Raw genomic sequence first — 12,481 nt, 5'->3', positions numbered from 1 at the left:
GCTTTCACACGCTCAAGTCATTATTCTGTTAATGGTTTATTGCTTGTGGTTTATGGTTTTGATTTCAAGCTCATAACAACAAACTAAAAACTATAAACAACAAACTAAAAATGAACGGCAAATTTACATTTATTGTGCGGGCTACGAAAATAATTTATTTACAATCAAAAAATAAGTAAAAATACGTATGTTTGCACTGTGCTTAAAAAAACACACCCATGATGTCTAATAAAAAATATACCATAGAAGTTCGACTTTGGATTGAAGAAACCGAAGGTCCTTTTTTGGGAATTGGAAAAATCTGGTTGCTGGAAAACATTCGAAAAACAGGCTCTATTACTAATGCTGCCAAAGAAATGAAAATGGCTTACCGCCAAGCTTGGCAATTAGTACAGGAAATGAACCAACGTGCCGAAAGCCCGCTAGTCGAAAAAGTATTGGGCGGTAAAGGCGGAGGCGGTGCAAAACTAACTGAAGCCGGAGAAAGAGCAATCGAAACTTTTTACGAAATTGAAAAACGAATCAAGGATTTCGCGAAACAAGAAACTCAAAATCTAAGGTTTTGAAAAAGTAAAAAAACCAAGCTATCTTTGCCGAAAATTAAATGTTATCAAAATAAAAATCAGTCTGATACCAAATAAAACCAAAATCATTACAATCTTTCTAATGAAAAAAACAAAAAATACGCTTTACTTTTTTGCATTCACCATCCTTGCTTTATTTTCGAGCGAAAAAATCACAGCCCAAATCGATAATAACCTTACTAAACTATTACTCGAAAAAAAGATTATCACTCAGCGTGAAGCCGACTCTTTAAGTGTTTTAAATGCCTTCACTCAAAAAGTAAATTCAGAAAATAAAAATTTTTCTATTGGTTTAGAATTCAGACCACGTGCGGAATATCGTGATGGTTACCGAGAATTAAGAACAAGTGATAACAAAGCCGCTTTTTTTGGAACTCAAAGAAGCCGATTGTATTTCAGTTATAGCCAACCCAAATTTAAATTCCACACTTCTATCCAGGACATTCGCGTGTGGGGACAATACGGTCAAACGTCTACATCAGGTTCGCTGAATGTTTTTGAAGCCTATGCCGAAACTTCCATTTCTGATGCTTTTTCAGTGCGATTAGGACGTCAGAAAGTAGAATTAGATAATGGCCGACTTTTCTCGGCGGCCAACTGGAGTCAGGCAGGAAGAGCGCATGATGCCGTAAATATTATTTACAACAGTAGTACTATTCATGCAGAATCTATTAACTCTTTTAACCAAACATCTGAACGTATTTTTGACACTGATTTTTCTCCAACAACTTTTACAAATTATAAATTACTCAATGTACTTTTTCTAAAAGCAAGACTGAATGAGCATTTTACGCTAACCACTATCAATTCAGCCGACAGTTATCAAAGTAAAACCTATAGCGGAACTTTGTACACCAGAGGAACATCGGGTGGACGTTTGGAATTTGAAAAAGGCAATTTGTATGCAACCCTGAGCGGTTATTATCAATATGGCCAATTGCAAACCAGAGAACACATTTCGGCTTATTATTTCCAACCCGAAATTCAACTTCGATCCAATAAACTAACCACCCGTTTAGGTGCCGAGTTCATGAGTGGTGAAAATGCCGAAAAAACGAGTGACTTTTCTAAATCATTTGTACCTCTTTATGGAGTAGCCTGGAAATTTATGGGAAACATGGACTATTTCACTACTTTCCCTGCCGATGTAAAAAAAGGAGGATTGTTTAATCCTTACCTATTCTTTATCTATGATTTGAATAAAAAAGTAGCGCTGCGTTCTGACTTTCACCTATTTTATTTAGGGAACAAAACTAAAAATACTTTAGGCACTACGATTAATCCTTATTTAGGTTTCGAAAATGATATGTCAGTAAAATACAAGTACAATGAGTTTACAACAATTGATTTTGGATTCTCTTACATGGCAGCCGAAAAAAGCATGGAAACGCTTAAAACCGGAAGTAGTTCTATTGTCCCTATTTGGAGTTATCTGATGATTACTTTCAAACCTGATTTATTCAATTTTACCAAATAACAACTAGCTAATATCCGATGATAAAAAATATAAAATCCCTGTTACTTATAGCTGTTCTATTAAGCACAACTGTCTTTTTTGCTCAAGGCAAAGCAACAATTGTAGTTGCTGCCAATTTGAAAACGGCTATGGATTCGATTGCTAAAGTTTACAAACAAAAAAATCCTGCCGATAACATCCAGATTACTTATGGAGCATCGGGAAAATTCTATGAGCAAATAGCCAATGGAGCTCCTTTTGATGTATTTTTCTCAGCCGACATGGCTTTTCCTGTTAAATTAAAAGAAACTCATTTTGGTATTTCGACAGTTAAATTATATGCGATAGGAAGACTTGCTATCTGGAGTAAAAAATTAGATCCAAATAGCCAAAAAATGAATTCGTTATTAGACCCAAAAGTGAAGAAAATTTCGATTGCCAACCCGACTACTGCCCCTTACGGAGCCAAAGCAGTTGAAAGCATGAAACGCACTAAAATTTACAAAAGCGTAAAAAGCAATTTGGTTTATGGTGAAAATATTGCTCAGGCAGCTCAATTTGTTGCTTTTGGTGCAGCCGAAATTGGAATCATCGCCTTGTCAGATGCTTTGTCGCCAGCAATGAAAAAAGAACGTGGTAAATATTATATGATTCCGCAAGAATATCACGCTCCGCTTGAACAAGGTTGCGTTGTATTAAAACACGGCAAAGGAAATCCGGCCGCTTCGAGATTTTATGATTATATTTCATCAGATAAGGCAGTAGCGATTTTAGATTATTATGGCTATTCTCAAAAAAAGAAATAAGTTTTAATTGTCCTTAGCTTTCGCAGTCGAGTGTCAAATGTTTGAAGAATACGTAAAAAGAAAAGCTGTTTGAGCGCAGCGAGTGCTGCCTCTTTTAGTATTCGAAAACTAATTTGACCGACGAGGAAGCGTAAGAATTGAAATCGAAGATTCATGAATACCGAAAAACAATAAGAATGCATGAATATTTTTTTGTTTCTTTTTTGATCAAGCAAAAAAGAAAAATCATAATTTAACTTTTTTGAAACCAACAAAATGAACCTATTAACAGGAGAAATAATAGCAATAAAAACTGAAGGCTCTTTGTCTTTGGTAAAAGTGATGGTGCAAGATTGCGCCATTACTTCTATTGTAATTGAAACTCCTGAAACCGCAACTTATCTTCGCATTGACAACAAAATAAAAATTGTGTTCAAAGAAACCGAAGTCGTGCTTGCCAAAGCATTCTCGGGAGCAATCAGTCTTCAAAATAAATTAGATTGTAACGTTCATTCTTTTGAAAAAGGAAAATTACTTTGCAAAATCATCTTAAATTTCCAAAATACTAAATTTGCATCAGTAATTACCCGAAATGCTTTTGACCAACTCGATATCAAGGAAAACGATTTGGTACAGGCGATGATAAAAACTAACGAAATAAGTCTGGCAACTCATGATTGATTTTGAACCGATATACCTCACGCTAAAACTGGCTTTTTGCACCACAATCATATTGCTGGTACTGAGTTTGCCTTTGGCATATTGGTTAGCTTACAGCAAATTGAAATCGAAAGTAATCATTGAAGCCATCGTGAGTTTACCGCTGGTTTTACCGCCATCGGTTTTAGGATTTTATCTGTTACTAGCTTTTAGTCCCGAAAATGCTTTTGGAAAATTTCTCGATCAGTATTTTGACATCCGACTTGTTTTTACATTCCCCGGATTAGTAATTGCATCGGTTTTGTACAGTCTGCCGTTTATGGTGCAGCCCATACAAAACGGATTTAAATCACTTTCGAAATCACTGATTGAAGCTTCACTTTTATTAGGAAAAAGCAAAACAGAAACACTAATTAAGGTGTTAATCCCGAATATAAAAAAAGCCATTCTAACCGGAATTGTACTCACTTTTGCTCATACCATTGGCGAATTTGGCGTGGTTTTAATGGTGGGTGGAAGCATTCCCAGCGAAACCAAAGTAGTATCCATTGCCATTTATGACGAAGTGCAAGCCATGAATTACCACAATGCTAATATTTATGCAGGGATTTTATTTGCCTTTGCTTTTGTGGTGCTTTTATGCGTTTACAGTATTAATCATCGTTTTAGCCAAACCAATCCGTTACAATGATTGTATTTAAAATCCAGAAAAAACTCCAATCAGCATCGGGCGAAATGCTTTTGAACCTTGATTTCGAAATCAAAGAAAATGAATTCGTGACCTTATATGGCGCATCGGGTTCCGGAAAAACCACTACATTACGAATACTTTCGGGTTTATCAGAAGCCGACAAAGGAATAATTACAATCCATAACGAAACTTGGCTTGACACCGATAAAAAAATCCAGCTTCCTCCGCAAAAGCGTAAAATAGCCTATGTTTTTCAGGATTATGCTTTGTTTCCCAATATGAGCGTCAGAGAAAATCTAAGCTATGCACTCGAAAAAGGACAAGACAAGACCATTATTGAAGAGTTGTTAGCCCTGATGGAATTAGAACAATTACAACATCAAAAACCGGCACAATTGTCAGGCGGACAAAAACAAAGAGTCGCCCTGGCAAGAGCCTTGGTTCGTAAACCGGATATTTTATTGCTGGACGAACCTTTATCGGCGGTAGATCACGAAATGCGTTTAAAACTACAGGATTACATTATCCAGGTGCATCACAAATACAAACTCACCACCATTTTAGTGAGCCACGATATTGCCGAAATTTATAAAATGTCCGACAAGGTAATTGTACTTGAAAATGGTAACATCAGCAAACAAGGAACTCCTGAGCAAGTATTTTCCAGCCGCTTAGTCAGTGGAAAATTTCAGTTTGTGGGCGAAATTTTAAAAATCGAAAAAGAAAATTTCATTTATATTGTCGTGGTTTTAATTGGAAACAATGTAGTCAAAATAATTGCGATGGAAGAAGAAATAAAGGATTTAAACATTGGAAACAAAGTCCTAATTGCTTCAAAAGCCTTCAATCCCATCATCACTAAAATCGATTTATAACCCGTTGGCTAAAATTTATTCTTAAAAAAACATGAATGACCTTTGTGTTAGATTCGATTGTGTCCTTAGCTTCCGCAGTCGAGTGTCAAATGTTTGAAGAATGCGTAAAAAGAAAAGCTGTTTGAGCGTAGCGAGTTTCTTTTCTTTTAGCATTCGAAAACTAATTTGACCGACGAGGGAGCGTAAGACTTGATTTTTTTGTTTCTTTTTTGATCAAGCAAAAAAGAAAATTTAGAATCAAAAACGGTTCTCGATACATTTTTTGCTTCATTTCATTACGCAAAAAACACTCGAACTGACGTTTTGGATAATTTCACCCAACGAGTATTAATACTTTAAAAGCAACATTTTGTAACACGAAAGTTGAAACTTTGAACGTTATTAACTTTAAATAAAGAAATTCTTTATTATTTTTACCCCATAATTAAAGTAAACTATGAGTTCTTCATTTGATAAGTTTCAGAAACGCAGGTTAATTTCCTCTTATTTTTCGGTAGTTTTAAGCATTTTCCTAGTTTTATTCCTACTGGGAATATTAGGGCTTTTCATTATTAATTCTAAAAAATTAGCTGACGACTTTAAAGAAAAAATCGCCATGACGGTTTTCTTTAAAAATGAAGCCAATGATACCATCCTGAAAAGTTTTGGTACCGAATTAAAAAGAGCACCTTATGCAAAGTCTATTGTTTATGTGAGCAAAGAAGAAGCGGCGAAACAACATACCGATATTATTGGAGAAGATTTCCTGACTTTCTTAGGCGAAAATCCGCTACAGAATTCTTATGACATCCACATCAAAGCGGCTTATGTAGAAAAAGACAGTGTAGCCAAAATAGAACGACAATTGCGTACTAACCCTATGATTTCTGACATTGTTTACGACAAACAATTAGTGAATTTAGTAAACGACAATATCAAAAAAGTAAGTATGTGGATTTTAATCGTCAGCGTATTTCTGACTTTTATCGCTGTGTTATTGATCAACAGTTCGCTTCGTCTTTCTATTTATTCCCACCGATTCATCATTAAAACCATGCAAATGGTAGGCGCTACAAAGTCTTTCATCAGAAAACCTTTTGTAATGCGAAGTGTAAAACTGGGAATGCTTGGAGCCGCATTGGCTATTTTAGCCTTGATAGGTGTTTTATCTTATGTACAAACCAACTTTCCCAATTTAGGAATCTTAGATGATAAAGTACTTATCTTACTGGTTTTTGCAGCAGTTTTTGGATTTGGAGTTTTAATCACCTGGTTGAGTACCCATTTTGCTACGCAACGTTTCTTAAACCTAAGAACTGACGATTTATACTAGTATTCAGTAAATCATTAAAGAACGATTTAAAAAAATAAAAACTTTAAAAAATACAGGAATGAAATTGCTTCCGCCACGGCGGACAAGTCGTTCCTCACAATAAAAGATGAAAGACGACAAACAAGAATTCTTATTCGATAAAATAAACTACAAAATTCTGTTGATTGGAATTGGTGTAATTGTACTTGGATTCATATTAATGTCCGGTGGTGGCAGCGACGATCCTAAAGTGTACAGCGATGCTATTTTTGACTTTAGAAGAATCCGATTAGCACCAACGACTGTCCTAATTGGTTTTGGAATCACAGTTTATGCTATTTTAAAAAATCCTAAGAAAAATAGTTAGCAGTGTTAAGAATACAGTGTTCAGTTGGCAAAACTGAAACTAAAATCTACACTCTAAAATCAAAAATAAAATGAATACATTACAAGCTATTGTTCTGGCTATAATAGAAGGAATTACCGAATTTCTTCCTGTTTCTTCAACCGGACACATGATTATTGCTTCTTCTTTTTACGGAATTGCACAAGACGATTTTACCAAGCTTTTTACTATTGTAATCCAGTTAGGAGCCATCCTTTCGGTTTTGATACTTTATTACAAGCGCTTTTTCCAGTCTTTTGATTTCTATTTCAAATTATTGGTAGCCTTTATTCCCGCAGTTATTTTTGGTTTGCTTTTCAGCAAAAGAATCGATGCCTTATTAGAAAATCCTGTAACCGTAGCCATCTCATTATTAGTGGGTGGAATCATTTTATTAAAAGTAGACGACTGGTTCAGTAATTCAGAAGAAACTGAAATCACTTATACTAAAGCAGTCAAAATTGGATTGTTCCAATGTTTAGCCATGGTCCCAGGAGTTTCACGAAGTGGTGCATCCATTGTGGGCGGAATGTCTCAAAAACTATTCAGAACTTCAGCTGCCGAATTTTCTTTTTTCTTAGCCGTTCCTACCATGTTAGGTGCAACGGTAAAAAAATGTTATGATTATTACAAAGACGGTTATGTATTAACACACAACCAGATAAACATATTAATTATTGGAAACATTGTGGCTTTTATAGTAGCCCTTTTAGCTATAAAATCTTTTATTGATTTTTTAAGTAAAAGAGGATTTAAACTTTTTGGTTATTACCGTATTGCCGCTGGATTAATCTTATTGATTATTCATTATTTTATTCACCCACTGACTGTAATCTAATGACGCCCGAAGAATACTTAGAAGGACAAGTTTTATTAATAGACAAACCATTGAAATGGAGTTCATTTCAGGCGGTGAATAAATTAAAATACCTGCTTATTAACAAAGTAGGTTTACCAAAAAAATTCAAAATAGGTCATGCTGGTACTTTAGATCCTCTAGCCAGCGGATTGCTATTAATTTGTACTGGAAAGTTTACCAAAAGAATCGCTGAACTTCAAGGACAGGCCAAAGAATACACCGGTACTTTTTATATTGGAGCCACTACTCCATCCTATGATTTAGAAACCGAAATCGACGCTACTTTCCCAACAGCTCATATCGATGAAGACTTAATTCACGAAACCGTGAAGCAATTTTTAGGCGAAATCGACCAAAAACCACCTATTTTTTCTGCGATAAAAAAAGACGGAAAACGTTTGTACGAACACGCCCGTGCAGGTGAAGAAGTTGAAATTACCAGCAGAAAAACTACCATTCACGAATTTGAAATTACCCGAATTGCATTACCTGAAATCGATTTTAGAGTCGTTTGCAGTAAAGGAACTTACATCCGTTCTTTGGCTTATGATTTTGGAAAAGCGATGAATTCAGGTTCGCACTTAACCGTGTTAAGAAGAACAAAGATTGGCGATTACGATGTGAAAAACGCAATCGATGTTACTCTTTTCGAAGATAATTTAAAATCCAATTCCTAATTTCCGCCTTAAAAAATTGCTTAACTTAGTACAATAAGAATAAGGAATCTGTTTACAGAAACTCTATATCGATAATTTAAAAATCTATATATGAAAACCTTAGCTTGCTTACTAATTACAGTCGGTTTCTCATGGCCTCTTTTTGCCCAATTTGATCAAGGCTCCTATACTCAATTTGGTGTATCAGTTCCTTTAAAAGAAAATATAGACAGAGATGACGATGACTCCAATTGGTTTACACCAAACGGCTTAAGCCTTAAATTTGGAGAAGGTATTCATTTCAACAAAACTATTTCCGTTGGTTTAAATTCCGGCATTGACTGGGTTGCATCTAAAAAATTGGTCGTAGTTCCTGCATTTGCCAATCTCAAAATAAGCCTAAAAATAGATAAAGAAGGATTCTTATACATTCAAACAGATTACGGAAAATCAATTATTTTAGGTCGCGGAAATCTACACGGCGATTATAAGAAAATTAGTTTAGGCTTAGAACATATCGAAGGCATTGCCTTTTTTATAGAACTAACACAATACGGATTTAGTTTGGATACCCCAGAAAAAGTAACCACCGTTAGTTTAGGTATTTCGAGTATCTGGTTTACAAAAAAATCAAAAAACAAAGCCGATAACGCCGACAAATAGATAACTATAAAAAACATCATTAAAATCTTAGAAACACAGTGAAAGCTGTGCTTTTTATTTTGTAAGAAAAACTAAATGTTTTTTTATTAGATTTGTTTTGAAATGCAGATACCCTAGTTCCTAAAATTTCAGGAGCCAATTTTTAAAATCAGACTAAACAATTTGCACAATTAATCCAAATAATAAAACATGAATATCAAAATATTTACATTATTCCTTCTTTTTTATTCTGGTTTTAATACTTATGCCCAAATAGATGGTGTTCAAGTTACTTATATTCATAACGCTGATAATTCCTGTGATTTCTATTATCAAAAAAGTACGCCAGGAACATTCCACCTCATAATAAATTTCGAATCCTTAAAAAACACAGCCAAATTTCAATACGAGGGAAATGTTAAAGAGAATTCAGGATTTTTATTCCAATTGAAACCCATAAAACAAGAAAAGAAAATTAAATTTATTTGCGAACCTTACTATATAAAAGGAAACCCAAAACCTGATATTGACAAAAACTTCACCTACTTATTGCCTTTTAAAAAAGGGGAAAATATTACTATTTCAACAGTTATGACTATCATGAACGAACTCAACGAAGGTAATACGCATTATGCACACTGTTTAAATTTTTCTGAATCTAATAAAACAGAAACCATTCATGCCATGCGAAAAGGAATCGTAATTGATATAATAAATGTTTATGATTTTGACCCCAAAAGTTATTCCATTTTTGACGAAAAAAGGAATTCTATTATCATAGAACACGAAGATGGAACTTATGCCTTTTATTCAGGATTTAAAAAAGACGCCATCACTGTAAAAATTGGACAAACCGTTTTACCAACAACTTTTTTAGGTATACTAGAAAAAAGCATAGATAATCAATACCATCTTTTTTTTGACATTTATTATAAAGCCTATATAAAAGATGTTTTCCCAGACAAGAAAAAAGATTTATACACACGAATCCCAAAAAAGATAGATCCTTTGTTTTACACCAATACCGGTTTAGTGACTTTAGACGGCAGAATATACGAATACAAAAATTACACTGTAGAAACCCCAGAAAATATTATCCGTCAGGAACTAACAAAAAAAGAATTGGATGAAAGAGTAAAATTATCAACTAAATAGGATTTCAAAAACATAAAATATTGAATCTTTGATGCTTGAATAGTCCCATATTGACTTCGTCGAATTTCATTTCGGACTAAGCAGAAAATTATCTGCTTAGTCCGTTTTATCTGTGTCCCAAAAAAATTAATTTCATCCTTATAAAATTACTTCCGAACCACTAAAAATTGTAATTTTATAAAAACTACCCAAAAAATGAACTTAAATTCAAAATCAATTGGTTTGGCACTTTCGGGTGGTGGGTCAAAAGGTTTAGCCCATGCGGGTGCTATTAAATTCTTAGAAGAAAAAAACATTCGTCCCAATAAAATTGCAGGAACCAGTGCCGGTTCAATTGTGGGTGCCATGTATGCCTGGGGAAAAACACCTGAAGAAATCCTAAACTTCTTCAAATCGATTTATTTATTTCATTGGAGACACATAACTTTCACTAAGGCTGGATTGATTGATTCGGAGGCATTCAAAGATTATTTTCATGCCGTTTTTAAAGATGCCAGACTTTCTGATTTGGAAATCCCAACCCAAATTACCGCCACCGACATGATTAAAGGCGAATTAAAAATATTCGAACCCGAAACAAAAATTGTCGATGCCCTTATTTCTTCTTCTTCTTTTCCGGGCATTATTTCTCCTTATGAAATTAAGGGAAATCATTACAGCGATGGTGGTATTTTGAATCATTTTCCAACCGATTTATTAAGAGAGGATTGCGATATGATTATTGGCGTTTATGTGAGTCCCATCAATAAAATTGAGGCTAAGGATTTGAATTCTATCCGGGCCGTAACCACTAGGGCTTTTGACATACTTTCAGAAAATTCGAATGTTGCTAAATTCATTCAATGCGACTGGATAATTCAACCCAAAGAACTTAGCATTTATAGCACCTTTGAAACCAATAAAATCAAAATGGATGCTATTTTCAATTTGGGCTATCAGGCGGCAAAATACAGTTACGAAAACAAAATTTATAAAATTTAAGTCGTCCTATTTCAGAAAAAAAGAATATCCCTATATTTGCACCAATCAACGCAACAAACACATGAAATACAAAAGAATTCTTCTAAAATTAAGCGGAGAAGCTTTAATGGGAGATCGTCAATATGGAATAGATCCTGAACGATTAGCTGAATATGCTGAAGAAATCAAAAAAGTTCACGCCAAAGGAGTAGAAATTGCCATCGTAATAGGTGGAGGAAACATCTTTAGAGGAGTTGCAGGAGCAAGCAGCGGAATGGATAGAGTACAAGGAGATTATATGGGAATGCTTGCTACGGTTATTAACGGAATGGCATTACAGGGAGCTCTTGAAGATAAAGGCATGAAAACGCGTTTGCAAACAGCCTTAAAAATGGAATCTATTGCTGAACCTTATATCAAAAGAAGAGCCGACAGACACCTTGAAAAAGGAAGAATCGTAATCTTTGGAGCAGGAACAGGAAATCCTTATTTCACTACTGATACAGCCGCTGTTTTACGTGGAATTGAAATCAATGCCGATGTAATCCTAAAAGGAACCCGCGTAGACGGTGTGTATGATTCAGATCCGGAAAAAAATGCTTCGGCAGTAAAATTTGACTTTATCTCATTTGATGATGTCATCAAAAAAGGACTAAATGTAATGGACACTACCGCTTTTACATTAAGTCAGGAAAACAAATTACCTATCCTAATTTTTGATATGAACCAAAGCGGAAATCTGGAAAGAATCTGCGATGGAGAAAACGTAGGAACTGTAGTAAATATATAAATAGCAGATAGCAGTTTACAGATAACAGGAAATCTGAAATCTGAAATCTGAAATCTAAAATCTGAAATAAAAATGACTGAAGAAATTGATTTTATATTAGATAGCACACAGGAATCTATGGAAGGTTCTATTGCTCACCTTGAAAAAGAGTTTCTAAATATTCGTGCCGGAAAAGCATCTCCTGCTATGTTAGGAAGTGTTTTTGTAGATTATTACGGTTCGTCAACAGCTCTTAACCAGGTGGCAAAAATCAGCACTCCTGATGCCAGAACGATTACTTTGCAACCTTTTGAAAAAAACATGTTGCAAACCATTGAAAAAGCCATTATGATTGCTAATCTTGGGTTTAACCCAATGAACAATGGAGATCTAATCATTATTAGTGTTCCGCCTTTGACAGAAGACCGTCGCCGTGAATTAGCTAAACAAGCTAAATCAGAGGCTGAAGACGCTAAAATCGGGATTAGAAATGCCCGAAAAGAAGCCAACACTGATATTAAAAAGTTAGAAAAAGAAGGAACTTCGGAAGACATTTGTAAAAGCGCCGAAGAAGAAGTTCAAAATCTGACTAATACTTTTATCAAAAAAGTAGATGAACTTCTTTCTCAAAAAGAAGCTGAAATAATGAAAGTATAACTTTCAAAAAGCACATTCAAAAATCCGTCTTATTAAAATAATGGGACGGATTTTTT

The 12,481-nt window shown here is 34.6% G+C and carries 15 protein-coding genes; all 15 read left to right on the top strand.

What is annotated here, in order from left to right; translation table 11 throughout:
- The first annotated feature begins 218 nt into the window (after positions 1 to 218).
- The 15 genes from EOD40_RS03750 to frr all read left to right on the top strand — a co-directional run bounded on the left by EOD40_RS03750 (position 219) and on the right by frr (position 12,425).
- Entirely contained in the window at positions 219 to 566 is a 348-nt protein-coding gene (locus EOD40_RS03750) for a winged helix-turn-helix domain-containing protein (protein ID WP_128193567.1), read from the top strand.
- A gap of 100 nt (positions 567 to 666) precedes the next feature.
- A complete protein-coding gene (locus EOD40_RS03745; protein WP_128193566.1) occupies positions 667 to 2,061 on the top strand; it encodes an alginate export family protein in 1,395 nt (464 codons plus the stop codon).
- A 17-nt stretch (positions 2,062 to 2,078) separates the two neighbouring features.
- Complete coding sequence (modA, locus tag EOD40_RS03740) at positions 2,079 to 2,846, top strand: molybdate ABC transporter substrate-binding protein (protein WP_128193565.1); 768 nt, start codon at positions 2,079 to 2,081, stop codon at positions 2,844 to 2,846.
- A 255-nt stretch (positions 2,847 to 3,101) separates the two neighbouring features.
- A complete protein-coding gene (locus EOD40_RS03735) occupies positions 3,102 to 3,506 on the top strand; it encodes a TOBE domain-containing protein (RefSeq protein WP_128193564.1) in 405 nt (134 codons plus the stop codon).
- Positions 3,499 to 4,176: a molybdate ABC transporter permease subunit gene (modB, locus tag EOD40_RS03730; RefSeq protein ID WP_196781410.1), complete on the top strand. Its 678-nt coding sequence runs from the start codon at positions 3,499 to 3,501 to the stop codon at positions 4,174 to 4,176. The genes EOD40_RS03735 and modB overlap by 8 nt, the downstream gene beginning before the upstream one ends.
- On the top strand, positions 4,173 to 5,051 hold the full coding sequence (locus EOD40_RS03725) for a sulfate/molybdate ABC transporter ATP-binding protein (protein ID WP_128193563.1): 879 nt from the start codon (positions 4,173 to 4,175) through the stop codon (positions 5,049 to 5,051). Before modB ends, EOD40_RS03725 begins: the two co-directional genes overlap by 4 nt.
- A 436-nt stretch (positions 5,052 to 5,487) precedes the next feature.
- Positions 5,488 to 6,363, top strand: coding sequence for a cell division protein FtsX (locus tag EOD40_RS03720; RefSeq protein WP_128193562.1), 876 nt, complete (start codon positions 5,488 to 5,490; stop codon positions 6,361 to 6,363).
- Positions 6,364 to 6,469: 106 nt separating this feature from the next.
- The gene (locus EOD40_RS03715) at positions 6,470 to 6,709 is read left to right on the top strand and encodes a DUF3098 domain-containing protein (protein WP_128193561.1); all 240 of its coding nucleotides are present in this window, start codon (positions 6,470 to 6,472) and stop codon (positions 6,707 to 6,709) included.
- A 70-nt stretch (positions 6,710 to 6,779) separates the two neighbouring features.
- Positions 6,780 to 7,565, top strand: a complete 786-nt coding sequence (locus tag EOD40_RS03710; RefSeq protein WP_128193560.1) for an undecaprenyl-diphosphate phosphatase — start codon at positions 6,780 to 6,782, stop codon at positions 7,563 to 7,565.
- Positions 7,565 to 8,263, top strand: coding sequence for a tRNA pseudouridine(55) synthase TruB (truB, locus tag EOD40_RS03705; RefSeq protein ID WP_128193559.1), 699 nt, complete (start codon positions 7,565 to 7,567; stop codon positions 8,261 to 8,263). Before EOD40_RS03710 ends, truB begins: the two co-directional genes overlap by 1 nt.
- Before the next feature lie 90 nt (positions 8,264 to 8,353).
- On the top strand, positions 8,354 to 8,905 hold the full coding sequence (locus EOD40_RS03700; RefSeq protein WP_128193558.1) for a hypothetical protein: 552 nt from the start codon (positions 8,354 to 8,356) through the stop codon (positions 8,903 to 8,905).
- Positions 8,906 to 9,094: 189 nt separating this feature from the next.
- On the top strand, positions 9,095 to 10,039 hold the full coding sequence (locus EOD40_RS03695) for a peptidoglycan DD-metalloendopeptidase family protein (protein ID WP_128193557.1): 945 nt from the start codon (positions 9,095 to 9,097) through the stop codon (positions 10,037 to 10,039).
- 195 nt (positions 10,040 to 10,234) lie between these two features.
- Entirely contained in the window at positions 10,235 to 11,020 is a 786-nt protein-coding gene (locus EOD40_RS03690; RefSeq protein WP_128193556.1) for a patatin-like phospholipase family protein, read from the top strand.
- Positions 11,021 to 11,081: 61 nt separating this feature from the next.
- On the top strand, positions 11,082 to 11,789 hold the full coding sequence (gene pyrH / locus EOD40_RS03685) for a UMP kinase (RefSeq protein ID WP_128193555.1): 708 nt from the start codon (positions 11,082 to 11,084) through the stop codon (positions 11,787 to 11,789).
- Between the two features lie 72 nt (positions 11,790 to 11,861).
- Positions 11,862 to 12,425 carry a ribosome recycling factor gene (gene frr / locus EOD40_RS03680; RefSeq protein ID WP_128193554.1) on the top strand — a complete coding sequence of 188 codons (564 nt, stop codon included), beginning with the start codon at positions 11,862 to 11,864 and terminating at the stop codon, positions 12,423 to 12,425.
- Positions 12,426 to 12,481: the final 56 nt, after the last annotated feature.

The organism is Flavobacterium sufflavum, from assembly GCF_004016525.1.
GTDB lineage: Bacteria > Bacteroidota > Bacteroidia > Flavobacteriales > Flavobacteriaceae > Flavobacterium > Flavobacterium sufflavum.
This window is presented reverse-complemented; position numbering and strand designations above follow the sequence as displayed.

Coding starts and splice junctions, on each gene's coding strand:
- EOD40_RS03750 (WP_128193567.1), top strand. CDS start 219: ATGATGTCTAATAAAAAATATACCATAGAAGTTCGACTTTGGATTGAA.
- EOD40_RS03745 (WP_128193566.1), top strand. CDS start 667: ATGAAAAAAACAAAAAATACGCTTTACTTTTTTGCATTCACCATCCTT.
- modA (WP_128193565.1), top strand. CDS start 2,079: ATGATAAAAAATATAAAATCCCTGTTACTTATAGCTGTTCTATTAAGC.
- EOD40_RS03735 (WP_128193564.1), top strand. CDS start 3,102: ATGAACCTATTAACAGGAGAAATAATAGCAATAAAAACTGAAGGCTCT.
- modB (WP_196781410.1), top strand. CDS start 3,499: ATGATTGATTTTGAACCGATATACCTCACGCTAAAACTGGCTTTTTGC.
- EOD40_RS03725 (WP_128193563.1), top strand. CDS start 4,173: ATGATTGTATTTAAAATCCAGAAAAAACTCCAATCAGCATCGGGCGAA.
- EOD40_RS03720 (WP_128193562.1), top strand. CDS start 5,488: ATGAGTTCTTCATTTGATAAGTTTCAGAAACGCAGGTTAATTTCCTCT.
- EOD40_RS03715 (WP_128193561.1), top strand. CDS start 6,470: ATGAAAGACGACAAACAAGAATTCTTATTCGATAAAATAAACTACAAA.
- EOD40_RS03710 (WP_128193560.1), top strand. CDS start 6,780: ATGAATACATTACAAGCTATTGTTCTGGCTATAATAGAAGGAATTACC.
- truB (WP_128193559.1), top strand. CDS start 7,565: ATGACGCCCGAAGAATACTTAGAAGGACAAGTTTTATTAATAGACAAA.
- EOD40_RS03700 (WP_128193558.1), top strand. CDS start 8,354: ATGAAAACCTTAGCTTGCTTACTAATTACAGTCGGTTTCTCATGGCCT.
- EOD40_RS03695 (WP_128193557.1), top strand. CDS start 9,095: ATGAATATCAAAATATTTACATTATTCCTTCTTTTTTATTCTGGTTTT.
- EOD40_RS03690 (WP_128193556.1), top strand. CDS start 10,235: ATGAACTTAAATTCAAAATCAATTGGTTTGGCACTTTCGGGTGGTGGG.
- pyrH (WP_128193555.1), top strand. CDS start 11,082: ATGAAATACAAAAGAATTCTTCTAAAATTAAGCGGAGAAGCTTTAATG.
- frr (WP_128193554.1), top strand. CDS start 11,862: ATGACTGAAGAAATTGATTTTATATTAGATAGCACACAGGAATCTATG.